We start from the raw sequence: 22,416 nt of genomic DNA on the forward strand, positions 1-22,416 counted from the left end.
AACCGGGGGGTGTTTGCGCGGGCGGGGGCCCCCCACCTCTTCACTCCCACATGGGGGGGGTGGCCGCCCCGCGCCCGCCACTACCTGTCATGCGTCGTCCCGCGTCACCCGCGCAGGCTAAGCAGCAGGTCGCGCAGCGGGGTGAACACGATCGCCATGCCGGCGAGCACGCCGACGCTGTTGGCCAGCGCATCCATTGGATCGGCCATGCGGTTGACGGTCAAAGCGCCCTGCGCGAACTCGATGCCGATGCCCAGCGCGACCAGGCCGACCGCCGCCCAGACCAGGGCTGCGCGGCGCTGGTAAATCTGCACGGCCGATGCGGCCAGCAAGAAATACGCGAGGAAGTGCTCGACCTTATCGCTGTTCTCCGGCAACGGGATCGGCGGCGGCGGGATCAGGCAGACCACGAGCGTGCCCAGCACCGCCAGCCACCACAGCGCCAGCCATGCCCGCGGCCAGCGCAGCGGCTTCAGCAGCGTGGTCGCGGCCACCTTACAGGCGCCAGGTCAGATCGCCGAGCTCGAAGGCGGCTTCGAAATCGACGTCACGCTGGAAGCCCATCACCTGGAAGCGCTCGCCCATCTCGGTCGGCAGCGTCAGCTTTTTCACCTGGTCGCGCAGCCGCACGCGGCCGATCTCGTCGGTACGCGCGTCGGCCTTTTCCAGCAGCGCATCGAGCCCGTTGCCGAGCAGGAAACTGGCCTGGGTGCAGTAGCCGGCCAGCTCGAAACCGGCGCCGGTGCCCGACTCGGCCAACGCGGTGAAATCCACCGACGCGGTCAGGTCCTGGAGGCCCGGCCAACGGTACAGGTCGTTGTGCACGTGGTGGCGATAGAACGCACGCACGGTGCCCTCGTCGCGGTCGTCCTGGTAATACTCGTTGCGCGGGTAGCCGTAGTCGACGAACAGCATCGCACCGCGCTGCAGGCCGCCGGCGATCGCCTGGATCCAGTACGGCAGCTGCGGCAGCAGTTCGGAGCGGTAACCATCGGCGAAGGGCTTCTCGCGGTAATGCTCGACGTGGCGGACCGCCGCCGTGAGCATCGCATCGGCCGGCTGCGCGCCCCGCACGAAGGCACCGTCGGCATCCAGCTCCACGGTTTCTTCATAGACCATGCCGTCGCGGGCGAGGAAGCGCGGCGTCGGCAGCGCGTCGATCACTTCGTTGGCGAAGACCATGCCGTCCCAGTCGTCATCGAACGGGCGGTCCAGCCATTCCACCTGGGCGAACACCGGCGGGATCAGCGCCTTCTCCAGGCGCTCGCGCTGGCGCTCGCGCAGGTCGGCGCTGGGCTCCAGGATCGCGTAGCGCTCAGGCAGCGCGTCCAGTTCCAGCATGCGCTTGAGCAGCACTTCGGCGAAGGCGCCGCTGCCGCCACCGACTTCCATGAACCGCGCTTCCGGGCCGAGCTGCTGCATCACCGGGGCGATCGCGTTGGCCAGGGTCGCGGCGAACAGCGCGCCGATTTCCGGCGAGGTGGTGAAGTCGCCGGCCGCGCCGAACTTGCTGGCGCCGGCGCTGTAGTACCCCCAACCGGGCGCGTACAGGCTCAACTCCATGAAGCGGGAGAACGGCATCGCGCCGCCGTTGGCGAGGATTTCAGCGCGCAGCGCCGCAGCCAGCTCGTCGCTGTGGGCCAGGGCGTCGGATTCGGGGAGGGGCAGTGGGGAATGCATGGCGCGGGCGATTGCGGTGACAATGCACAGCATAGCCTGAGCAGGGAGTACCCCCGATGACCGATACCGCGCCCGTGGCGCTGATCACCGGCAGTGCGCGCCGGATCGGCGCGGCCATCGCCCGCCAGTTCCACGCCTGTGGCTGGTCGGTGGTGCTGCACGCCCACACCTCGACCGCCGAGCTGCAGCAGATGGCCTTCGACATGGACATGCTGCGCCCGGGCAGCGTGCTGGCCCTGCAGGCCGATCTGCGCGATGCCGAGGCCCTGCCCGACCTGGTCGACCAGACCGTGGCCCAGTTCGGCCGGCTGGACACGCTGGTCAACAACGCCTCGAACTTCTACCCCACCCTGCTCGGCCAGATCACCGCCGCGCAGTGGGACGACCTGTTCGCGGTCAACGCACGCGCGCCCCTGCTGCTGGCCCAGGCCGCGGCGCCGCACCTGCGCCGCCAGCAGGGCAGCATCGTCAACCTGACCGACCTGCACGGCACCCAGCCGATGCGCGACCACCCGGTGTACGCAGCGGCCAAGGCAGCGCTGGAGATGGTCACCCGCTCGCTGGCGCTCGAGCTGGCGCCCAAGGTCCGGGTCAATGCGGTCGCGCCCGGGGCGATCCTGTGGCCGGAACAGGGCAAGGATGACTTCGCGCAGCAGGCGCTGCTGGCACGCACGCCGCTGGCACGCACCGGCACGGTGGAGGAGATCGCCGAGGCGGTGTACTGGCTGGCCACCGATGCCGCGTTCGTCACCGGGCACACCCTGCGCGTGGATGGTGGGCGGACGTTGTCGTAAACGCCGGTTGGACCGCACGCTGGGTCGCGTGCAGGCCCCGTACCGACCAACGGTCGGTACCTACCGCATCGATCAGCCGGGCAGTGTCGGAGTGCCGGCCAGCGGCCGGCACCACCCGTGCATCGATCAGCCGGGCAGCAGGTCCATCGTGTCGAACGGCTCGCCGAACTGCCGATGCGCGCGCCACAGCGCATCCAGGGTCAGCCCGCTGACCGGATCGCGGAAGTCCGGCGCGATGTCGGCCAGCGGCTTGAGCACGAAAGCGTGCTTGAGCTCCGGGCGCGGGATGCGCAGGTGGCCGGGGCCTTCCACGATCAGATCGCCGTAGAACACCACGTCGATGTCCAGGGTGCGGTCGCTGAAGCGCGGGCCGCTGCGGTCGCGGCCGTGGGCGTCTTCCAGCGCATGCAGCCAGTCATCCAGCGTCTGCAGCGGCAGATCGGTCTGGATCGCCACCGCGTTGTTGAGGAAATCCGGGCCATCAAAGCCCACCGCGGCGGTGCGGTAGGCCGGCGAGACCGCGATCGCGCCGAAGCGCGCGCGCAGGGCCTCCACCGCGGCGTGAAGATGCTGTTGCGGCTGCAGGTTGCTGCCCAGGCTCAGGAGCGCAGTGATCATGGTATTCAGCGTACGTGGGGCGACTCCACACGGGGGCAACGGGGCCAGCGCATAGAATCGGGGTGCACATCATAGGACACCGACATGACCTATTGCGTCGGCATCGAGGTGGACGAAGGCCTGGTCTTCGCCGCCGACACCCGCACCAACGCGTCGCTGGACGACGTGCGCGTGCACCGGAAGCTGCACGAGTTCGAGTTCCCCGGTGAAGCGGCCTTCGTCATCATGGCCGCCGGCAACCTGGCGACGACCCAGCTGCTGATCTCGCGGCTGCGGCGCGACGTGGAGGAGCAGCGGCCCGAGAACCTGCGCGCTTACCGCCATCTGTTCGAAGTGGCCGAATACGTGGGCCGCGTGCTGCTCGACAGCCAGGTCAAATCCAGCACGCATGAGGCCGGGCAGGATGGCATCGTGACCCAGGCCACGCTGATCCTGGGCGGCCAGATCAGCGGCGAGCACCCCGGCCTGTACATGATCTACCCGCTCGGCAATGCCATCGCGGCGTCGCCGGAAACCCCGTTCCTGCAGATCGGCGAGTCCAAGTACGGCAAGCCCATCCTGGACCGGATCCTGCGCCCGCAGACCCGGCTGGAAGACGCTGCGCGCACGGCGATCGTGTCGCTGGACTCGACCATCCGCTCCAATCTGTCGGTCGGGCTGCCGGTCGACCTGGTGCTGATCCGCAGGGATGACCTGCGCATCACCCAGCGCATGCGCCTGGCCGGCGACAGTCCGCTGTACGCGGAGATCCACGGCAATTGGTCTTTCAGGCTCGAACAGGCCGTGGCCAGCCTCCCACGGTTTCCGTGGGAGACCTGATCAGGCGGTTTCCAGCGCCTCGGCGACCGAACGGAACACCTGCTGCATTTCCAGTGGTTTGCGCAGCACGTGCACGTTGATGCCCGGCGGGAACACCGCCAGCGGTACCGTGACGTCGGCTTCTTCCAGCACCAGCGCCGGGCCGTGATAGCCCAGCGAGGCCATTTCGCCGAGCAGATGGCTGGCCGAGAGCAGCTTGGAGCCCGCATCGGCGATCACCAGCGCGGGCATGCTCTCCTGCTGCATCCAGCGCAGCGCGGCAGCGCCATCGGAGGCCAGCTGCAGGTGATAGCCCTGGCTGGAAAGCGCATTGCCCAGCAACGACAGCCGCGTGGCCTCGCCATCGACCACCAGGATCGACTGCCCCGTACCGGCGGTGATCGGCCCATCGACCGCCTCGGCCGCATCGACGATCACCTGCATCGGCAGCAGGACATCGAAGCGCGTCCCGACGCCCGGGGTGCTGTCGACCTGGATGGTCCCGTGCGCGCCTTCGATGATGCGCTTGCAGGAAATCAGGCCGAGCCCGGTGCCGGTCGCCTTGGTGGTGAAGAACGGATTGAACAGGTTCGACAGCGTCTGCGCGTCCATGCCGATGCCTTCGTCGGACACCGTGATGCGCAGCCAGTCATCGCCATGGGTATCGGCGGCCGCCGCAGCGCGCAGGGTCAGCCGGCCACCGTCGGGCATCGCCTGGATGGCATTCAGGGACAGATTGAGCAGCACCTGCTGCAGCTCGGTGTAATTGGCATCCACCGCCAGCCCGTCGGCCACCTCCAGGTGCAGGGTGACCTTGGCCGGCAGGTTGCTGCGCAGGAGCAGCTCCACGCCTTCGAACAGGTGGGCCAGGCAGATGTGCTCGCTTGGCTTGCGCGAACCGCGCACGAAGGACAGCATCGACTCGGCCATCTCGTGGCCGCGGCGGCCGCACTCGGCGATGATGTCGGCCAGATGGTGCAGCTGCGGGTCGTCGGTGCGCGCCTTGAGCAGGTCCGGCATGATCAGCAGCGGCTGCAGGATGTTGCGCAGGTCATGGCTCAGCCCGGCCGCCAGCAGCGACAGGCTTTCCAGCCGCTGGGCGCGCATCAGCTCGGCTTCCACCCGCTGGCGGTCGATCGCGCTGCGCGCTTCGCGTACCGCGCGCGCCACCGCCGAGGGCAGGCGCGCCGGCTGGTGCTTGATGATGTAGTCGTTGGCACCCTGGTGCAGGGCGGCCACGGCGTTTTCCTCACCCATCGTGCCGGACACGAAGATGAAGGGCACGTCCGGCAACACGGCGCGCACGATCTGCAGCGCTTCATTGCCGGAAAAGCCGGGCATGCTCAGGTCCGACAGCACGATGTCCGGCGCGGCGCGCTCCAGCGCGTCGCGCAGTTCCTGCGCGCTCTCGACCCGCTCGAAACTGGCCTCCAGGCCAGCGTCGAGCATCTGCTCGCACATCAGTTCGGCGTCTTCCGGCGAATCCTCGATCAGCAGGATCCGCAGGGCACCCAACGCAGGGCCGGTGAGCGGCATGGGCTTACTCGACCTCCGGTGCCTGGTTGATCAGACCCCAGAACTTGCCCAGGGTCTGCACCGCACCAAAGAACTGGTCGACATCCACCGGCTTGACCACGTAGGCGTTCACGCCCATATCCCAGCTGCGCGCCAGGTCGCTTTCTTCGCGCGAGGAAGACAGGATCACCACCGGCAGCCGCTTGAGCTCTTCGGTGTTGCGGATTTCCTTGAGCACTTCCAGGCCATCCATGCGCGGCATCTTGATGTCCAGCAGCAGCACCGCCGGCAGGCCTTCCTCGCGGTTGGCGAAGGCGCCACGGCGCAGCAGGTAGTCCATCGTTTCCACGCCGTCTTCGACGTGCACGATCGGATTGGCCAGGCGGGCCTCCTTCAGGGCGTCGATGGCCATCTCGGCATCGGCGGGGCTGTCCTCGGCGAGGAGGATGGTGCGGAGAGCGGTCATGCGGCGGAGCCCTTGTTGATTGCGTCGAGCGCGGGTGGAAGAACGAAGTGGAACGTGGCGCCCTGATCGACCGCCGACTCGGCCCAGATGCGGCCGCCGTGGCGGGTCAACACCCGGCGGACGCTGGCCAGGCCGATGCCCGTACCCGGGTAGTCGCTGGCCTTGTGCAGGCGTTGGAACACCCCGAACAGCTTGCCGGCGTAGGCCATGTCGAACCCGGCGCCGTTGTCGCGCACGGTGAACAGATGGCTGCCGTCAGGCTGGAGTTTGTAGTCGACCTCGATCCGGGCCGGCTCGCGGTTGGAAGAATACTTGATCGCATTGCCGAGCAGATTCAGCCAGACCTGCCGCATCATGTTTTCATCGGAAACAATGATCGGCAGCGGCGCGATCTTCCAGTCGACATGGTGCGGTACGCCGGTACTTTCGGACTCGCTCTGCTGGTTGGCATCGAGCATCGCGCGGGTGTCGGCGACCAGCGACTGCATGTCCACGGCCTGCAGGCGCATCGCCGCCCGGCCCAGGCGCGAATAGACCAGCAGATCGTCGATCAGGGCGGCCATGCGCTTGGCCGAATTGGAGATCACACCCAGGTAGTGCAGCGATTTTTCATCCGCGCCCTCGCCCAGGTGGCGGGTCAGCTTGTCCGAGAAACCGGCCACGTGGCGCAGCGGCGCGCGCAGATCATGCGACACCGAATAACTGAACGCTTCCAGCTCGCGGTTGACCTCGGAGACCTGCTCGACCTTGCCTTCCAGCTGCCGGTTCAGTTCTTCCACGCGCAGCTGCACGGCGCGCTGGACGGTGACATCGCTGACGGTCATCAGCACCACTTCGTCATCCTTGTCCGGCAGCGGCATGCGCCGCGCGTTGATCAGCATGATCCGCACCACGTCATCGGCGGTGCGCTGCTCGTGCTCGTAGTCCCACAGCTCGCGGCCGCGCAGCAGCACGTCGGTCAGGCGCTGGCGGACCACCGCATCGGCCCAGGCACCGTCGCCGATGCTGTCCAGCGGCAGCCCTTCGGCCGGGGCCTCTTCGTCCAGGCCGTACAGCTCGCCGAAGGCCGGGTTGTGCATCTGCACGCGCAACGCGCGGTCGAGCAGCACGATCGGCTCCCGCACCGTGTGCAGCACCGAGGCCGCACGCTCGGCCGCACGCAGCGAGGCACGTTCCGCGCTGAGGCGGTGGCGGATCTGCCGCTGCAGCAGCCACAGCACCAGGCCAAGCAGCAGCAGCTGCACGATCAGTGCCGACCAGGAGACGAGCTCGCCCTGGCGCTGCTGCGCGGCGAACAGCTCCGAGCGCTTGGCGAGCAGTTGTTCTTCGGTAGCCTGCAGTTCCTCGACCAGGCGGCGGATCGGATAGCGGGTGGTCAGGTCGGCCACCAGCTGCCGCTGATCGGCGTCGGGCGCGGAACGGGCCAGCTGCTTGGCCAGTTCCATGCGGCGTTCAAGCATCGACTGGATGCGACCGATCCGGATCAGCTGATCGGGATTGTCGCGGGTCAGTTCGGCCAGCCGGGCCAACCGCCCGGGAATATCATCGGCCTGCGCCAACCGCTCGCGCAGGCCCGGCGCGTCGATGCCCTTGGACATCGTCAACGCAGCGGACTCAACATCGCGTACGTCGGCCTGAAGCTGATAGACGGCCACGCCGACATCCTGGGTGTGGGTGACCCAGTTCATCGCATCGATGTTGTCGTTGGCCAGTTTGCGCAGGGTGAGCCACGGCACCACGATGATGGCTACCGCCGCCAGGGCCAGGGCCGGCAGACGCCAGCGGTCCCAGATTTGATCACTGAACACCAGCGCCATAGTCCCTCTTCAGCTCGATGCCAAGACCGGCCGTGCCCAGGCACCGGGAGGTCCGGGCCGTGCACCGCGCCGACGATGGCGAAGCGCTGAATATACTCCACCCCTTTGTGAATACGCAGGCAATCACCTGTCTGAACGCACCCCGGGGAGGCTCGGAGGGCGCGCGACGCCTGCCAGGCGGAGAGGGAAAGCGCCCAAAAAAAAGCGCGCCCGAAGGCGCGCCCTGTTCAACATTACGGCCGGACTCAGCGCTTGGCAGCGGCTGCGGCAACCTTCAGGCCAGCGGCGTCGACGCGCTTGACGCCCTTGATCTGCTGGGTCACGCGGACGGCCTTGTCATGCTCGGCCTGGCTGGCCACGGTGCCGGTGAGGGTGACCACGCCATTGACGGTCTCCACCTTCACTTCGGTACCCGGCACGTTCTTGCTGGTCAGCAGGTCGGTCTTGACCTTGGTGGTGATCCAGCTGTCGGTGACCGGCTCGGCCGAATCGTGCGTATCGGCATGGGTCATCGCGGCATGATCGGTGCTCTTCGGCGGATCCTTGGCCATCGCGGACGAGGTGCCCAGCACCATGCCCAGGGCCAGCGAAGCAGCAAGCAGATTACGGGTCGTGTTGGTCATGTTCGAATTCCTTTGCGGATGTGGGACCAGTGTCCGTGCAGGGCCGTGGACGGGACGTGCGCACCACATAACGTCGCCGTGAACCACTCAGCTTGCTGCCGAACCGTTCAGATTTCCGCCCCACGCGTGCAGCCGTTACGCTGTCCTGCCCCGTTATGTTGGAGTGCACCATGGCCGCCGTACTTCAGGTGGGACTGATCGGCTACGGCCTGGCGGGGAGCATGTTCCATGCGCCATTGATCCTGCACACGCCCGGGCTTGCCCTGCACAGCATCGTCAGTTCGCAGCGCGATCGGCTGCTACGCAGCTTCACCGATGTGCGCCTCTGCGACGATCCGCAGCAGCTGTTCGATGATCCTGCGGTCGACGCCGTCGTCATCGCCACACCCAACGATGCGCACGCACCGCTGGCGCGCGCCGCGCTGGCCGCGGGCAAACACGTGCTGGTGGACAAGCCGTTCGCCCTCTCGGTGGCCGAAGCCGAGGCGGTGGTGCAGGCCGCACGGGAGGCCGACCGTGTCGTCACCGTCTTCCAGAACCGTCGCCACGACGCCGACTTCCTCACCCTGAAGCAGGTGCTCGCCGAAGGCCGCGTCGGCCGCGTCGCCGAATGCCATTCCCACTTCGACCGGTTCCGCCCGCAGGTGCGTGACCGCTGGCGCGAGAGCGATGCCCCCGGCAGCGGCCTGTGGATGGATCTCGGTCCCCATCTGCTCGACCAGATGCTGCAGCTGTTCGGCTGGCCCGGCGCGATCAGCGTGGACCTGATGGCGCAGCGCGAGCACGCGCTCGGCAACGACTACTTCCACGCGGTGCTGCACTACCCGCGCCACCGGGCGATCCTGCATGCCGGTTCGCTGGTCGCCGCCTCCAGCCCTCGCTTCATCGTGCATGGCGATGCCGGCAGCTACCTCAAGGAGGGGCTGGACGTGCAGGAAGATCAACTGCGCCGCGGTGTCGCGCCGGGTGCGCCGGGCTGGGGGCTGGACCCGCAGCATGGCCACCTGGTGCGGGTCGATGCGGACGGACACACCCAGCGCAGCACCGTGGACAACGTGCCCGGCGATTACCGCGCGTTCTACGCGGCCTTCCGCGATGCGATGCTGGGTACGGGCGAAGCGCCGGTCAGCACCGCGCAGGCACTGCAGCTGATGCGCCTGCTGGAAGCGGGCGCAGAGAGCGCACGCAGCGGGCGGCGGGTAACCCTGTGAGTCGGTCACGCCACGCCATATAGATCCACGCCCTGCGTGGATGCGGGCCGGACGATCACGTCCCGTCGGCCCGCATCGGTCGGCCTCAGGTCGACTTGATCGCGTGGCCGCCGAACTCGTTGCGCATCGCCGCCAGCAGGCGATCGCTGAAGGAGTTCTTCTCGCGCGAGCGCAGCCGCTCAAGCAGGGACAGGGTGATCACCGGAGCCGACACATCAAGGTCGATCGCTTCAGCGACGGTCCAGCGGCCTTCGCCGGAGTCATCGACATGCGGCGCGATACCGTCCAGCTGCGGGTTGCGGCCCAGCGCATCGGCGCTGAGATCGAGCAGCCACGAACGCACCACGCTGCCGTGCTGCCAGGCCTTGGCCACCTGCGCCAGATCGAGGTTGAACTCGGTCTTGTGCTGCATCAGCGCGAAGCCTTCCGCGTAGGCCTGCATCATCCCGTACTCGATGCCGTTGTGGACCATCTTGCAGAAGTGCCCTGCCCCGCTCGGGCCGACATGCGCCCAGCCGCGGTCTTCACCCGGTGCCAGCGTGCGGAAGATCGCGCCGATCCGTTCGACCGCGGCCTTGTCACCGCCGATCATCAGGCTGTAGCCCTCCTGCAGGCCCCACACGCCGCCGCTGGTGCCGCAGTCGATATAGGTCACGTCTTCGCCCTGCAGCTGTTCGCTGCGGCGCATGGAATCCTTGTAGTACGAGTTGCCGCCGTCGATCACCACGTCGCCTTCGGACAGATGCGGCGAGAGCGAGGCCAGCGTCTGGTCGACGACGCCGGCCGGCACCATCAACCACACCACGCGCGGCACCGGCAGCGCGGCAAGCGTATCGGCGATCGAGGCGCTGACCTCGAAACCACGCGCGGCCGCCGCGGTGCGTGCGGCCTCACCGGGATCGACCCCGATCACGCGATGACCGCCGCGGTGCAGGCGCTCGGCCATGTTGGCGCCCATGCGGCCCAGTCCAATCATTGCAATATCCATGACTCACCTTTGCTCAGCTTGCGAATACGGTTGTGTAACGGGAGAGACCGGCGCGGCCGCGCACTGCTGCAGCTGTGCGTCGATCCAGCGCCGGTACAACGTGGTGTGCAGATTGTGCAGCCCCAGCTCGATCGCGAACGGCGTCCGCGGATTGCGGTCGAGCAGGCGCGCGATGTGATATCCGATAGGACGTATACCGCGTGGATGCACGTAAATCAGGAACCCCTGGTAGAACGGATCGTCCAGCAACGCGTCCAGTTCCTTCAGCAGCGGCTGCTGCGCGGCCGGCACTTCGCGCCGCAAGATCGGATCACGCTCGATCAGCAGGCGCTCGAAACGGCGCGGGCCCGGGCCCGGCATGCGCTGGGCCAATGACCAGATGCGCCGGTTGATCCGGTCGTAGTACGCGAAGCCGTCATGCTCGCGCAGCGCGCGCGCCGCCGCATCACTGACATCGACCACCACGAAGTTCTCGGCCTGGTTGTTGATGTCGTCCAGGTAAGCGCGGTCGAACACGTGCTCGATGAAGCCGGGCGTCCCCACGAACGCCTGCCGCCCGCGCTGGGCGGTCTTCGTTGCCTTCCCATCGGCCAGGAACGCACCGGCGTGCCGGCCGAGCAGGATGCTGTCGGTCTCGTGCAGGGTCAGGAAGGTGCCGATGGACAGCTCTTCAGCCGAGAACGCGCGATCGAACGCGGCATCGCCGTACAGCTCGCGCTGGGTCGCCAGCTGCGCGACCTGGCGGCCGACCCCGCATTCCGCGCGCACGCGGCCGTCGTAGAAGGTCTGCAGTGCCGCGCTGTTGGCCTCGGCCGGCTGATAGCCGCGGCCGAAGCTGCGGAAGCGCTCCCAGCCCTTGGCCTGGGCGCCGCCGGCGCCGAAGCCGATCCAGCCCAGCTGCAGCGCCGAGAAGCGGAACCCCTCGTTGTCCTGCAGGGCGGTGGTGGCACGGCGGGTGGCGGCGCCGAGCTTGAACGCGTAGGCGCACACCGTGGCCGGATCATCGAACAAGGTGGGCAGCCAGGCCTGCCGCTGCGCCTCCGACCATTGACGCGGCAGCTGCACGCGCAGGTCGCCGTGCGCCTGCGCCTGGCGCAGGTCGGCGCGCTCGCAGACCGGTCCGCCCTGCACCATCGGTGCCTCGATATCAGCGGCGCTGATCCGCCAGCCCAGCTCCTCCAGCACGCGCTGCGCGCAGGACGCCGCACTCCACGCGCTGGCCGCGGGGATCAGTCCCAGCAGCGCGCCGAGCACGCAGCGGTGCCAGCGCCGCGATCCTGCTGCCATGGCCTGCCGCACCCCCGCCCGCTCAGCGCAGCGATGCCGGCGTATCGCTCACCACCGTGGTGGGCGGCGTCTCCACCGCTGCAGCGGGCGCCGCGGGCGGGGCGGCGGCCGGCGTCGGCTCGGGCACGGCGGCGGCCGGCAGGTACTGCTGCAGACGCTCGAAGAAGCGGCGGTAGAAGGTGGCGTCCTGCACAGTGCTGCTGGCCACTTTCACCAGCGAGTCGTCGTTGCTGCCGAACGGCAGCGAGACCGAGCCCAGCGCACCCACGCCGACACTGGCCGAGGTCGGGCTCTTCTTCAATGCGTAGCGGTCCTGCACGGCGCTGACGAAGACCAGCGCCTGGTCGCCGCGCGGCGCACAGGAAATCCGCAGCACCAACTGCTCGTGCTCCTCATCCTTGGGCTGGAAGTTCTTGTTGCCCTCCACCGCGTCATCGCCGGCGCGGGCGATCGCATAGCCCTGGCTGAGCAGGGTGCGTCGGGCGGCTTCGCAGGCCTGGGCCGGCGGGCCGGGGACGGTGCGCGAGTAGGTGTCGCCGGAGTCGAAGGACTCCCGGATCAGGGTACTGTCGGCGGCGCGGCCGCCACAGGCGGTCAACGCGGCGAACACCGCCAGCAGCGGGATCGAACGTACACGACGAAAGCGCATGGCCGCTCCTGCGGAAATCCAGCCTCCAAGGATAGACCTGTGCGCGTTGGCAGGAGGTGGATACGCACAGGCCGCCCCGGAGGGCGGCCTGTGGAGTTGTCACCTGTTCAGCTGGCGGCCGCGGAAGCGGTCAGTCCGCCCAGCGGCCGACGGCGGTCGACTGCGGCAGGACCTGCGCCGACAGCGGACGGTCGGCCTCCAGCAGGTTGACCGCATCGGCGAGGATCGCGGCCGACTCGCGCAGCAGCGGATCCGGGCGCTTCTCGGCCGCCTTCTCGCGGGCGGCATCCTTGACGATGTCGCGCTCGTTGCCGGTCAGGCCGTCGTCATTGCTGTCATCGGCCAGCGGATCCAGATCCAGGCCCAGCTGCTTGCGGATGGCCTGGCGATCGGTGCGCTGCTTGTCCTGCTTCTCACGCTCGGCGCGGCGCTCGGCCTCGTTGAGCGAGATGTACTTCTTGGCCTTCTCGGCGCGGAACTGCTCGACATCCTCGTTCCACCACTGGAACTCCTTGTCGGCGGCGATGCGCGTGTCGTGGCGGCTTTCCAGCTTGGGCAGCAGCGGACCAAAATTGCCGTACTGGGTGTGCGGCACGGCAGCGATGCGGGTCCACGGCAGGGCGTTGTCGTAGGTGCTTTCGCCGTACTCGCTGGCGTCCACGCTGGCCGGGAAGGCCAGATCGGGCACCACGCCCTTGTGCTGCGTGCTGCTGCCGCTGACGCGGAAGAACTGGGCGATGGTCAGCTTGACCTGGCCGAAGCGCTGGGTCTCGCCACTCGGCCAACGGTCGAGGTCGACGATGTTCTGCACGGTGCCCTTGCCGAAGGTGGTCTCACCGATCACCAGGCCACGGCCGTAATCCTGGATGGCGCCGGCGAAGATTTCCGACGCCGAGGCCGAGCCGCGGTTGATCAGCACGGCCAGCGGACCGTCCCACGCCACCACTTCACTGCGGTCGCTGTTGACGGTGACGCGGCCACCGGACTCGCGCACCTGGACCACCGGGCCCTGTTCGATGAACAGACCGGTCAGTTCGATCGCTTCATCCAGCGAACCACCGCCGTTGTTGCGCAGGTCCAGCACCACGCCGTCGAGCTTGTCGGCCTTGAAGCCGGCCAGCAGCTTGGCCACGTCGCGCGTCGCCGACGCGTAGTCCGCGGCATTGCGGCGGCGGCCTTCAAAATCCTGGTAGAACGTCGGCAGCTTGATCACGCCGACCTTGCGCGCCGGCTCCCCATCCTTGGCCGGGATGGTCAGGGTTTCGCCCTTGGCGGCCTGTTCGGCCAGGCGCACCTTCTGGCGGGTCAGCACCAGGGTGTGGTGCTTGCCGTCGACGCCTTCCTCGGCCGGAATGAACTCCAGGCGGACCTGGGTATCGCTCTTGCCGCGGATCTTGGCCACCACGTCATCGATGCGCCAGCCGATCACGTCCTCGAGCGGACCGGACTTGCCCTGGCCCACGCCGACGATGCGGTCGCCCGGCTTGAGCGTGCCATTGACCGCGGCCGGGCCGCCGGCGATGACCTCGCGGATCACCACCATGTCGTCCTGGCGCTGCAGCTGCGCGCCGATGCCTTCCAGCGACAGCGACATCGCCTGGTTGAAGTTCTCGGCGGTGCGCGGGGTGAAGTAATCGGTATGCGGGTCGACGGCGCTGGTGTAGGCGTTGAGGAAGAACTGGAACACGTCCTCGCCCTTGAGCTCATTGACCGACTTTTCCAGCGTGGCGTAACGCTTGTCCAGCGTCTTGCGGATCTCGGCCGGCTGCTTGCCGGCCAGCTTCAGGCGCAGCCAATCGTTCTTGACCGACTTGCGCCACAGATCGTCCAGTTCGGCGCTGCCCGCGGCCCATGGCACGTCCTTGCGGTCGTACTCGAACTTTTCGTCGGTGCTGAAATCGAAGTCCTGCTTCAGCAGCTTGCGCGCATAGCCGACGCGCTCGCCCACGCGCTGCTTGTAGACCGCGAACACCTGGAACGCCGGCTCCAGCTCACCTCCGCGGATGGCGGTGGCGATGTTGGCCTCGAACGGCGCGAAGCGGGTGATGTCGGCCTGGGTGAAGAACTGCTTGCTGCTGTCGAGCGACTCCAGGTAGCGCTTGAAGACGTCCTTGGAGGTCGCCGCATCAAGTGCGCGCGGCCGGTAGGCGTATCGGCTGTCCGAGAGCAGTCCGTAGACCAGCTTGGAGGTGGTCACCTGGTCGGCCGTGGCGGCCGAGGGCAGCGCGGGCGAATCGGCGTAGGCGGCCAGTGCCATCGGCGCGGTGAGCGCCAGGGCCATCAGGAATGCGGGGGCTTTGAATTTCATGGACTAGCTCGTGGCACCTTGCCAAGGGAGAGACTGCGTGCATTACAGACACCACGACAGTGCCGAAAGTTGCCGCGTTTGTCACCGGGGCCTTCAGCCTACCGAGGCCGTTGGAGAAATTTGTGAATACCGGCGGGATCGGCAGGCAGGCACAGGCCTGCGGCCATCCGCGGTTCAGGGCCGCAGCCGGGGGAAGACAGGGGGAATGACAGAACGGGCCCCGAAGGGCCCGTTGGATCAACCGGCGACGCCGGCGTCGGCCGCCTGGCGGTCGGCGTGGTAGGACGAGCGCACCATCGGACCGGAGGCGACGTGGCTGAAGCCCAGCGCGTTGCCGTACTCCTCCAGCGCCTTGTATTCCTCGGGCGTCCAGTAACGCAGCACCGGGTGGTGGTGGGCGGTCGGCTGCAGGTACTGGCCGATCGTGATCATGTCCACGTCGTGCTCGCGCAGGTCGCGCAGCGTGGCCTGGACCTGCTCGAGGGTCTCGCCCAGACCGAGCATGATGCCGGACTTGGTGGCGATCTCCGGATGCTGGGCCTTGAACTTCTTGAGCAGGGTCAGCGACCACTGGTAATCCGCGCCCGGGCGCACGTTGCGGTACAGGTCCGGCACGGTTTCGATGTTGTGGTTGAACACATCCGGCGGATTGGTCGCCAGGATCTCCAGCGCGCGCTCCATGCGGCCCTTGCCACGGAAGTCCGGGGTCAGCACTTCGATCTTGGTGTTGGGCGACTTGGCACGGATGGCGCCGATGCAGTCGGCGAAGTGCTGGGCACCGCCGTCGCGCAGGTCGTCGCGGTCCACGCTGGTCACCACGACGTACTTCAGGCCCATGTCGGCCACGGTCTGGGACAGGCTGGCCGGTTCATTGGCGTCCGGCGGCTTCGGCCGGCCGTGGGCGACGTCGCAGAACGAGCAGCGGCGGGTGCAGACCTCGCCGAGGATCATGAAGGTCGCGGTGCCGTGGCTGAAGCACTCGTGGATGTTGGGGCAGCTGGCTTCCTCGCAGACCGTGACCAGGCGGTTCTCGCGCAGCTTGGCCTTGAGGTTCTGCACGGCGTTGCCCGACGGAATCCGCACGCGGATCCACGACGGCTTGCGCAGCACCGGCGCGTCGGCGAACTGCACCGGCGAGCGGCCGATCTTGTCACCGCCGATCTGTTTGACGCCCGTCTGCAACGGGGCGGCGGACGGCGTGTCGCCCTGCACAACCTGCAGGGGAATGAGGCGAGCGGTGGTTTCAGTCATGGCCTTGGTCGGCGGCGTTCACGCCGCGTCAGTCAAATCGGGTAATTCAGCGGCCGGCTCGAGGGCCAGGCCGAACTGGCGGGCCAGATGGCCCAGCAGCACCGGCGTGACGGCCGCCATGCCGGACGGTCCCCCCAAGTCTACCACCGAGGTCACCTGCAGCCCTTGATAGCCACAGGGGTTGATCCGGCGGAACGGTTCCAGGTCCATGGACACATTGAAGGCCAGGCCGTGGAAGGTGCAGCCGCGGCGCACGCGGATGCCGAGGGCGGCGACCTTGGCCCCGCCCACGTAGACGCCGGGGGCGCCGTCGAGGCGCTCGGCGCCGATGTTCCATTCGTCCAGGGTGTCGATGATGGCCTGCTCGATCCGGCAGACGTAGTCGCGCACCCCGATGCCCAGCCGCCGCAGCTGCAGCAGCGGGTAGATCACCAGCTGGCCGGGGCCGTGGTAGGTCACCTGGCCGCCACGGTCGACATGCAGAACGGGAATATCGCCGGGGGCGAGCACGTGCTCGTCCTTGCCGGCCTGGCCCAGGGTGAACACCGGGTCGTGCTCGACCACCCACAGTTCGTCGCGGGTGGCATCGGTGCGGGCATCGGTGAAACGCTGCATGGCGTGCCAGACCGGGGCATAGGGCTGGCGGCCGAGGTCACGCACGAGGGCCGGTTGCGGCGCCCGGTCGCCCGGGGCCGCGGCGGTGGCGCAGCTGGCTACAGCGTCCACTTCACTTCCGGGTGGTCGCGTAGCGCGTTGTGGGCGGCATCGTACTGTTCGCGGTTGTCGGCCTTGAACACCAGTCGCACGGACACGTACTTGCCGTTGGACGAGTGTTTCCAGCTGACCCGTTCGGTCAGTACTTCCAGGCCGGCGAGCTCGAGCAGGCGCGGCAGTTCGCGTTCCAGGTCGTTGCCGGCCGCGCCCATGGCGCTGAGTTCGAACTGGCCGGGGAACTGGAAGCCGTGGTCGGGGTTGTCAGACTTGATCTCCATGTCCGGGATTATGGGGATGCCCGCGCCCGAACCCAAGCATTGCTTGATCGTGCGCACAGCGGTACCGAACGGCACGTGAAAACGCCTGTATCGCCACTGATACGCAGCAGTGCGTGCGCAGTGCTGTTCACAGGATCACGCTCTGACTACGCTGTACCAGCTTAAGAAAGAATAAATCCCTGTCTGGTATCCCATGTCCTTGAAGCCCTTCGCGCTGCCGGCCGCGCTTGCCGGTGTCCTCGCCCTGGCGGCGCCTGCCGCCCAGGCCGCCTCCCAATGCGGGCCCGATGCGATGCGCGAGCATCCGCCGCAGGTCAACTTCCGCGTCGACAACGATCTGTTCGGCGGCAAGGACCAGGATCAGGGCTATACCAACGGTGCCCAGATCACCTTCGTGTCCCCGAACCTGGTCGACTACACCGACGATCCGTGCCTGCCGCGCCTGGCGCGCTGGGTCAACAGCCACCTGGAGCGGCTGCACCCGGGCGAGTTCGAACAGCAGAACATGATCTTCAGCCTGGCCCAGGGGATTTTCACCCCGACCGATTTCACCCGGAAGGACCTGATCGAAGATGACCGCCCGTATGCGGGCGTGCTGATCGGCAGCTTCGGGTACAACGCGCGCCGCGGCGACCGGCTGCAGACGACGCAGCTGGCGTTGGGCGTGGTCGGGCCCTGGGCGCAGGGCGAAGAAGTGCAGAACGCGGTGCACGAGCTGCTGGGCGATGAGAAGTTCCAGGGCTGGGACAACCAGCTGCACAACGAGCCGGTGTTCATGCTGACCCACGAGCGGATGCGCCGGTGGCCGGCCGATGCCACGGAGAACCTGGGCGGCTGGGGCTGGGATGCGATCAGCCATTACGGCGGCGCGGTGGGCAACCTGGCCACGCACCTCAATGCCGGTGGCGAAGTGCGCTTCGGCTGGAAGCTGCCGGACGATTTCGGCAGTACCCCCCTGCGCCCGGCCGGTGAGAACACGGCGCCGACGCGCGGGGGCAAGCCGAGCGGGTGGTCGTGGCATCTGTTCGCGACGACCGATGCGGCGTGGGTGATCCGCGATATCACGCTGGATGGCAACACGTTCCGCACCAGCCACAGTGTCGACAAGCGGCATGTGGTCGGCCAGGCCGGGTACGGGCTGGCGGTGATGCGCGGGCGCTGGAAGTTCGCGCTGGCGCGCTACCACAGCACGCGCGAGTTCGATGGGCAGCGCGAGGCACCGGTGTTCGGCAGCTTCACGATCAGCCGGTCGCTGTAACGCCGCCAGTACGAGACGCCGGCCAGCGGCCGGCACTACCGGGCAGCCAAAAAGGGACGCGCAAAAAAAAGACCGGCTTTCGCCGGTCTTTTTTTACTGCGGTCGGGCCGGATTACTCCGATTCCCACCACATCCAGAAGCTGTCCCACAGGCGCTTGAAGAAGCCGGCTTCTTCGACGGCGGCCACGGCGACCAGCGGCGCCTGGGCGACGACCTGGTTGTCCAGCATCACCTTCAGCGTGCCGACCTGCTGGCCAGCGGTGAACGGGGCTTCGAGGGTCTTGGGAACGTCGATGCTCGGCTTGAGATCGTTGTAGCGGCCGCGCGGGACGCTGACCAGCATCGGCTGGGCGACGCCCAGCTGCAGCGTGGCGGTCTTGCCCTTCCACACCTTGTGCTCGGCCACGACCTTGCCCGGCTCGTACATGCGGTGGGTTTCGAAGAAGCGGAAGCCCCAGTTGAGCAGGGCCAGGCTGTCATCGGCGCGCTGCTTTTCCGAACCGCCCCCGAGGATCACCGCGACCAGGCGCTGGTCGCCGCGCTGGGCCGAGCTCATCAGGCAGTAGCCGGCTTCGGAGGTATGGCCGGTCTTGATGCCGTCCACGCTCTGGTCGCGCCACAGCAGCAGGTTGCGGTTCGGCTGGGTGATGTTGCCGACGGTGAATTCCTTCACCTTGTTGTAGGCGTAGGTTTCCGGGTAGTCACGCACCATCGCGCGGCCCAGCAGGGCCAGGTCGTAGGCGGTGGTGTGGTGGCCCGGGGCGCTGAGGCCGTGCGCGTTGACGAAGTGCGAGTCCTTCATGCCGATCTTGGCGGCGTAGCTGTTCATCAGCGAGGCGAAGGCTTCTTCGCTGCCGGCGACGTGCTCGGCCAGGGCGATCGCGGCATCGTTGCCGGACTGGATCGCCATGCCCTTTTCCATGTCTTCCAGGCGTGCGGTCTGGTTGACCGGGAAGCCGCTGTAGCTGCCGTCGGTGCCGGCACCGCCCTCGCGCCAGGCGCGCTCGCTCATCATCACCTGGTCGTCGGTACGGACCTTGCCGTTCTTGACCTCGGCGGCGACGACATACGAGGTCATCACCTTGGTGATGCTGGCCGGGGCCAGCTGTTCGTGCACGTTTTCACCGGCCAGGACCTGCCCGGTGGCGAAATCCATCAGGATCCAGGCCTTGGAGATGCTGGGCGCGGGTGCCGGCGGCGTGGCCACGGTGGCCGGAGCGGCGGCGGCGGGAGCAGGCGCCGGTGCCGGGGTCGGCAGGGGGGTCTGGGCGGAGACCATGCCCACGAACAGGGTCGTGGCCATGGCAGCGGCGGCAAAGCGGAATTTCATCGGACAGCAAGCTCCTGGAGGGCGCCAAGGGGGGGGGATGAGGGATAACGGCCATTGTAGGGCCAAGGAGCGGCGGCACGCGCTGGCGTGCCGCGGGCAGTGGAAGGCTCAGTCCTTCACGATCTGCGGCGCCCCGAAGCCCAGACCGGCAATCCGGCCGGCAAGTTCCGAGGCACTGGCATGGTCGGGGGCCGGCACGCGCAGGCGCCACAGGGTGCGCCCGCCACTGACGATGTCGCTGATGCTGGCCCCGGCGATGCCGGCCGAGGACAGCTGGCCGAGCGCGCGGGTCGCATTGTCGCGGCTGGCGAAACTGGCGACCTGCAGCAGCACGCTGCCGAGCACCTGCTGGGACAGGCTGGCGCTGGGGGCCGGGCGCGCGGCGGGCGCGGCGGCGGGCAGTGCGGCGACCGCCACCGGGGCGCTGTTCACGCTGGCGGCCTGGGTGGTGGCCGGCTTGCCGGTGGCCACGCGTACCCCGTTGTCGCGCATCCAGTGATCGAAGTTGTCGGCGTTGCCCGGCTTGGCCGAGTCGGCCACGCGGTAGCGGTACTGCTCGCCGGCCGGTTTGGCCGCGGTGGCCGTGGCCGTGGCCGTGGCCGTGGCGGCCGGCAACTTGCCGACCAGGGCATCCATGTCGCTGGCGCGGCGTGCCGCGGTGGCGCTGGCCGTCGTCGCGGCAGCCGCAGCGGCGGCGACCTCGCGGCGTTCGCGGCGGCTGGGCTTGTCGACCATGAGGTTGTCGTCGCCCGGGGCCAGTGCGCGGACTTCCACGTTGCCGGTGCCGCGCTGGGTGATGCCCAGGCGCACGGCGGCCGCGTAACTGAGATCGACCACGCGGCCGTCATGGAACGGGCCACGATCATTGACCCGCACGATCACCGATTCGCCGTTGTCCAGGTTGGTGACCCGGGCGAAGCTCGGCAGTGGCAGCGTCTTGTGCGCGGCGGTGAAGGCGTACATGTCGTACACCTCGCGGTTGGAGGTCAGGCGGCCATGGAACTTGGCGCCGTAATACGAGGCGGTGCCCTTCTCGGCATAGCCGCGGGTCTTGTCCATCACCTGGTACTGCTTGCCCAGCACCACATACGGCGATTTGTTGCCGACCGGCGACCGCGGCAGATCCACGACCTCCGGCTCGGGGATGCAGGCCACGTTCGGGATGTAGGTGGGGGTGCTGTCATTCACGCCCGGCTTGTACAGCCCGCCGGCGCGATAGTCGCCGCGCGTGCTCGGGTCTTCAGACGCGGCTTTGTACGGCGAGCCATCAGGACAATGCGCCGGACGCCCGCCTTTGCCCTGCACCACCGCGCCGGACGGCTTGCTGCTGCCGGAAGCGGTGCCGCCCCCGGGTTTCTTCGGCGCACTGCTGCAGGCGGCCAGTGCCAGTATCAACAGACCCGGGATCAGCCATCTGGAGCGTGCGATCGTGTTCATGCCGGCGGCAACTCCTGTCCGGCGATGGCCTGGGACAACTGGTACACGGCCATCGCATACATTTTCGAGAGGTTGTAGCGGGTAATGGCGTAGTAGTTCTGGAAGCCCAGCCAGTACTGCTTGCCGGTGCTGCCTTCCAGCGTGATCGGGGTGGCGGTCAGGCCGGCCGCGACCGGAACGCTGGGCTGGTAACCGCGCTGGGCCAGCTCGGAGAGGCTCCAGGTCGGCGCCCACTCGGTCGGATTGAAGGGTTCGCGACCCGCCTGCAGCGTGGCCGGCACGGCGACCGGGCCACCGCGGACCCAACCGCCCTTCTTGACGAAGTAGTTGGCGATCGAGGAGAAGACGTCGTCATAGCTGTTGAACAGATCGCGACGGCCATCGCCGTTGCCGTCCACCGCGTAATCGAGATAGCTGGAGGGCATGAACTGGCCCATGCCCATCGCGCCGGCGTAGCTGCCCTTGATCGCGGTGATGTCGAGCTTCTCATCGCGGGTCAGCGCGAACAGGCGCGCCAGTTCGTCGCGGAAGAACAGCTCGCGGCGCACTTCGCGTTCGAGCTTGGCCGGATCGCCACTGCGCGGGTATTTGAAGGCCAGCGTGTACAGCGCATCCAGCACGCGGTAATTGCCGGTGTTGCCGCCGTAACTGGTTTCCACGCCGATGATCGCCACGATCACCTCGGCCGGGACACCGGTGCGCTGCTGCACGCGCATCAGCTCATCGCGATGCTGGGCGAGGAACTTCCTGCCGCCTTCGATCCGCGCCTGGCTGATGAACATCGGCCGGTATTCGTTCCACGGTTTGACCCGCTCGGCCGGGCGCGACATCGCCGCGATGATCGGGTCGCGGATCTGCGCCTGGGCCAGGGTCGCCTCGATGTGCGCGGCGGGAATGCCGTAGCGGGCCGCGGTATCGCGCACGAAGTTGGCGCGGGCCACCTCGAACGGGACCGGGGTCAGATCGACCGGGGCCGCGTTGGCACCCGCTGCCTCGGGGGCGGCTTCGGCCGGCCCTTTGTTCCCCGCAGCGGGAGTGACGGGAACCCCCGAGGCCTGCGGCGACGGTGAAGGAGTCTGCGGCTGGGTCGCACAAGCGACCAAACCGAGCGTGAGCATGCAGGCCAGGGAGCGTCGAATCATCGCGGCAGGTTAGCAGGTCATGGATGAATTAAAACCCCTAACACCATGAATCTCAACGGATTGCCTGAGTTTTACCGACGCCGTTAAGGCCGCGTGTAGGACGCGCCGGCTCACTTCCCCATTCATGTTGATCTTCACGCACGACGACCGTGCGGTGGAACGGGAACGCGCTCGCGCCTCCGGCAAGGTTGCCGGGCAGACGCCACGACCGGCAGGGGCGCCGACGCACGTCTCACTTTGTGCGCTGGCAAC

At 67.9% G+C, this 22,416-nt stretch carries 21 protein-coding genes; 4 read left to right on the forward strand and 17 right to left on the reverse strand.

All coding sequences use genetic code 11. The features are described from left to right. Positions 1-104: 104 nt before the first annotated feature. Together ABE434_RS02395 and ABE434_RS02400 are read right to left on the reverse strand one after the other, a co-directional pair. Entirely contained in the window at positions 105-494 is a 390-nt protein-coding gene (locus ABE434_RS02395) for a VanZ family protein (protein WP_346477700.1), read from the reverse strand. A gap of 1 nt (position 495) precedes the next feature. Beyond that, positions 496-1,680, reverse strand: coding sequence for a class I SAM-dependent methyltransferase (locus tag ABE434_RS02400; protein WP_346477701.1), 1,185 nt, complete (start codon positions 1,678-1,680; stop codon positions 496-498). A 56-nt stretch (positions 1,681-1,736) separates the two neighbouring features. On the opposite strand from ABE434_RS02400, the gene ABE434_RS02405 reads away from it, so the two are divergent. Then, on the forward strand, positions 1,737-2,474 hold the full coding sequence (locus tag ABE434_RS02405) for a pteridine reductase (protein WP_176988186.1): 738 nt from the start codon (positions 1,737-1,739) through the stop codon (positions 2,472-2,474). 126 nt (positions 2,475-2,600) lie between these two features. Here the strand turns inward: ABE434_RS02405 and folK are convergent, their stop codons facing one another. Next, complete coding sequence (folK, locus tag ABE434_RS02410; protein ID WP_176988185.1) at positions 2,601-3,092, reverse strand: 2-amino-4-hydroxy-6-hydroxymethyldihydropteridine diphosphokinase; 492 nt, start codon at positions 3,090-3,092, stop codon at positions 2,601-2,603. A gap of 84 nt (positions 3,093-3,176) precedes the next feature. Between folK and ABE434_RS02415 the strand changes: the two genes are divergently transcribed. After that, complete coding sequence (locus ABE434_RS02415) at positions 3,177-3,911, forward strand: 20S proteasome subunit A/B (RefSeq protein ID WP_179460048.1); 735 nt, start codon at positions 3,177-3,179, stop codon at positions 3,909-3,911. Here the strand turns inward: ABE434_RS02415 and ABE434_RS02420 are convergent, their stop codons facing one another. From ABE434_RS02420 to ABE434_RS02435, 4 genes are all read right to left on the reverse strand, one after another. Continuing rightward, positions 3,912-5,426 (reverse strand): ATP-binding protein, encoded by a 1,515-nt coding sequence (locus tag ABE434_RS02420; RefSeq protein ID WP_346477702.1) that lies wholly within the window; start codon positions 5,424-5,426, stop codon positions 3,912-3,914. A 4-nt stretch (positions 5,427-5,430) separates the two neighbouring features. After that, positions 5,431-5,871 (reverse strand): response regulator, encoded by a 441-nt coding sequence (locus tag ABE434_RS02425; RefSeq protein ID WP_346477703.1) that lies wholly within the window; start codon positions 5,869-5,871, stop codon positions 5,431-5,433. Continuing rightward, positions 5,868-7,688 (reverse strand): ATP-binding protein, encoded by a 1,821-nt coding sequence (locus tag ABE434_RS02430; protein WP_346477704.1) that lies wholly within the window; start codon positions 7,686-7,688, stop codon positions 5,868-5,870. The genes ABE434_RS02425 and ABE434_RS02430 overlap by 4 nt, the downstream gene beginning before the upstream one ends. 245 nt (positions 7,689-7,933) lie before the next feature. Then, positions 7,934-8,311: a BON domain-containing protein gene (locus ABE434_RS02435; protein WP_179460045.1), complete on the reverse strand. Its 378-nt coding sequence runs from the start codon at positions 8,309-8,311 to the stop codon at positions 7,934-7,936. A gap of 170 nt (positions 8,312-8,481) precedes the next feature. On the opposite strand from ABE434_RS02435, the gene ABE434_RS02440 reads away from it, so the two are divergent. Then, positions 8,482-9,522: an oxidoreductase gene (locus ABE434_RS02440; RefSeq protein ID WP_346477705.1), complete on the forward strand. Its 1,041-nt coding sequence runs from the start codon at positions 8,482-8,484 to the stop codon at positions 9,520-9,522. A gap of 85 nt (positions 9,523-9,607) precedes the next feature. On the opposite strand, the gene gnd is transcribed toward ABE434_RS02440, so the two are convergent. The 7 genes from gnd to ABE434_RS02475 all read right to left on the reverse strand — a co-directional run bounded on the left by gnd (position 9,608) and on the right by ABE434_RS02475 (position 16,997). Further along, the gene (gene gnd, locus ABE434_RS02445) at positions 9,608-10,510 is read right to left on the reverse strand and encodes a phosphogluconate dehydrogenase (NAD(+)-dependent, decarboxylating) (RefSeq protein ID WP_346477706.1); all 903 of its coding nucleotides are present in this window, start codon (positions 10,508-10,510) and stop codon (positions 9,608-9,610) included. A 3-nt stretch (positions 10,511-10,513) separates the two neighbouring features. Next, positions 10,514-11,797 carry a hypothetical protein gene (locus ABE434_RS02450; protein ID WP_346477707.1) on the reverse strand — a complete coding sequence of 428 codons (1,284 nt, stop codon included), beginning with the start codon at positions 11,795-11,797 and terminating at the stop codon, positions 10,514-10,516. A 22-nt stretch (positions 11,798-11,819) separates the two neighbouring features. After that, on the reverse strand, positions 11,820-12,446 hold the full coding sequence (locus ABE434_RS02455) for a DUF2242 domain-containing protein (RefSeq protein ID WP_176988177.1): 627 nt from the start codon (positions 12,444-12,446) through the stop codon (positions 11,820-11,822). Between the two features lie 130 nt (positions 12,447-12,576). Further along, complete coding sequence (locus tag ABE434_RS02460) at positions 12,577-14,754, reverse strand: carboxy terminal-processing peptidase (RefSeq protein WP_346477708.1); 2,178 nt, start codon at positions 14,752-14,754, stop codon at positions 12,577-12,579. A gap of 237 nt (positions 14,755-14,991) precedes the next feature. Next, positions 14,992-16,005 carry a lipoyl synthase gene (gene lipA / locus ABE434_RS02465; protein ID WP_176988175.1) on the reverse strand — a complete coding sequence of 338 codons (1,014 nt, stop codon included), beginning with the start codon at positions 16,003-16,005 and terminating at the stop codon, positions 14,992-14,994. A gap of 18 nt (positions 16,006-16,023) precedes the next feature. After that, positions 16,024-16,731 carry a lipoyl(octanoyl) transferase LipB gene (gene lipB / locus ABE434_RS02470; RefSeq protein WP_176988174.1) on the reverse strand — a complete coding sequence of 236 codons (708 nt, stop codon included), beginning with the start codon at positions 16,729-16,731 and terminating at the stop codon, positions 16,024-16,026. Next, a complete protein-coding gene (locus tag ABE434_RS02475; protein ID WP_121041243.1) occupies positions 16,719-16,997 on the reverse strand; it encodes a DUF493 family protein in 279 nt (92 codons plus the stop codon). The genes lipB and ABE434_RS02475 overlap by 13 nt, the downstream gene beginning before the upstream one ends. Positions 16,998-17,190: 193 nt before the next feature. On the opposite strand from ABE434_RS02475, the gene ABE434_RS02480 reads away from it, so the two are divergent. Further along, a complete protein-coding gene (locus ABE434_RS02480) occupies positions 17,191-18,255 on the forward strand; it encodes a lipid A deacylase LpxR family protein (protein ID WP_179460039.1) in 1,065 nt (354 codons plus the stop codon). A gap of 112 nt (positions 18,256-18,367) precedes the next feature. Here the strand turns inward: ABE434_RS02480 and ABE434_RS02485 are convergent, their stop codons facing one another. The 3 genes from ABE434_RS02485 to mltB all read right to left on the reverse strand — a co-directional run bounded on the left by ABE434_RS02485 (position 18,368) and on the right by mltB (position 22,164). After that, the gene (locus tag ABE434_RS02485; protein ID WP_179460038.1) at positions 18,368-19,585 is read right to left on the reverse strand and encodes a D-alanyl-D-alanine carboxypeptidase family protein; all 1,218 of its coding nucleotides are present in this window, start codon (positions 19,583-19,585) and stop codon (positions 18,368-18,370) included. A 108-nt stretch (positions 19,586-19,693) separates the two neighbouring features. Continuing rightward, positions 19,694-21,022 carry a septal ring lytic transglycosylase RlpA family protein gene (locus ABE434_RS02490; protein WP_346477709.1) on the reverse strand — a complete coding sequence of 443 codons (1,329 nt, stop codon included), beginning with the start codon at positions 21,020-21,022 and terminating at the stop codon, positions 19,694-19,696. After that, a complete protein-coding gene (gene mltB / locus ABE434_RS02495; RefSeq protein WP_346477710.1) occupies positions 21,019-22,164 on the reverse strand; it encodes a lytic murein transglycosylase B in 1,146 nt (381 codons plus the stop codon). Before mltB ends, ABE434_RS02490 begins: the two co-directional genes overlap by 4 nt. Between the last annotated feature and the right edge of the window lie 252 nt (positions 22,165-22,416).

It is taken from the genome of Stenotrophomonas sp. TWI1183 (assembly GCF_039673115.1).
Taxonomy (GTDB): Bacteria; Pseudomonadota; Gammaproteobacteria; order Xanthomonadales; family Xanthomonadaceae; genus Stenotrophomonas; species Stenotrophomonas maltophilia_AA.

What these genes read in the sequence shown, in the direction of transcription:
- ABE434_RS02455 (WP_176988177.1), bottom strand. Translation starts at nt 12,446, where the DNA reads ATGCGCTTTCGTCGTGTACGTTCGATCCCGCTGCTGGCGGTGTTCGCC.
- ABE434_RS02415 (WP_179460048.1), top strand. Translation starts at nt 3,177, where the DNA reads ATGACCTATTGCGTCGGCATCGAGGTGGACGAAGGCCTGGTCTTCGCC.
- ABE434_RS02475 (WP_121041243.1), bottom strand. Translation starts at nt 16,997, where the DNA reads ATGGAGATCAAGTCTGACAACCCCGACCACGGCTTCCAGTTCCCCGGC.
- ABE434_RS02480 (WP_179460039.1), top strand. Translation starts at nt 17,191, where the DNA reads ATGTCCTTGAAGCCCTTCGCGCTGCCGGCCGCGCTTGCCGGTGTCCTC.
- folK (WP_176988185.1), bottom strand. Translation starts at nt 3,092, where the DNA reads ATGATCACTGCGCTCCTGAGCCTGGGCAGCAACCTGCAGCCGCAACAG.
- gnd (WP_346477706.1), bottom strand. Translation starts at nt 10,510, where the DNA reads ATGGATATTGCAATGATTGGACTGGGCCGCATGGGCGCCAACATGGCC.
- ABE434_RS02400 (WP_346477701.1), bottom strand. Translation starts at nt 1,680, where the DNA reads ATGCATTCCCCACTGCCCCTCCCCGAATCCGACGCCCTGGCCCACAGC.
- ABE434_RS02420 (WP_346477702.1), bottom strand. Translation starts at nt 5,426, where the DNA reads ATGCCGCTCACCGGCCCTGCGTTGGGTGCCCTGCGGATCCTGCTGATC.
- ABE434_RS02405 (WP_176988186.1), top strand. Translation starts at nt 1,737, where the DNA reads ATGACCGATACCGCGCCCGTGGCGCTGATCACCGGCAGTGCGCGCCGG.
- mltB (WP_346477710.1), bottom strand. Translation starts at nt 22,164, where the DNA reads ATGATTCGACGCTCCCTGGCCTGCATGCTCACGCTCGGTTTGGTCGCT.
- ABE434_RS02430 (WP_346477704.1), bottom strand. Translation starts at nt 7,688, where the DNA reads ATGGCGCTGGTGTTCAGTGATCAAATCTGGGACCGCTGGCGTCTGCCG.
- lipA (WP_176988175.1), bottom strand. Translation starts at nt 16,005, where the DNA reads ATGACTGAAACCACCGCTCGCCTCATTCCCCTGCAGGTTGTGCAGGGC.
- ABE434_RS02450 (WP_346477707.1), bottom strand. Translation starts at nt 11,797, where the DNA reads ATGGCAGCAGGATCGCGGCGCTGGCACCGCTGCGTGCTCGGCGCGCTG.
- ABE434_RS02435 (WP_179460045.1), bottom strand. Translation starts at nt 8,311, where the DNA reads ATGACCAACACGACCCGTAATCTGCTTGCTGCTTCGCTGGCCCTGGGC.
- ABE434_RS02485 (WP_179460038.1), bottom strand. Translation starts at nt 19,585, where the DNA reads ATGAAATTCCGCTTTGCCGCCGCTGCCATGGCCACGACCCTGTTCGTG.
- ABE434_RS02425 (WP_346477703.1), bottom strand. Translation starts at nt 5,871, where the DNA reads ATGACCGCTCTCCGCACCATCCTCCTCGCCGAGGACAGCCCCGCCGAT.
- ABE434_RS02490 (WP_346477709.1), bottom strand. Translation starts at nt 21,022, where the DNA reads ATGAACACGATCGCACGCTCCAGATGGCTGATCCCGGGTCTGTTGATA.
- ABE434_RS02460 (WP_346477708.1), bottom strand. Translation starts at nt 14,754, where the DNA reads ATGAAATTCAAAGCCCCCGCATTCCTGATGGCCCTGGCGCTCACCGCG.
- ABE434_RS02440 (WP_346477705.1), top strand. Translation starts at nt 8,482, where the DNA reads ATGGCCGCCGTACTTCAGGTGGGACTGATCGGCTACGGCCTGGCGGGG.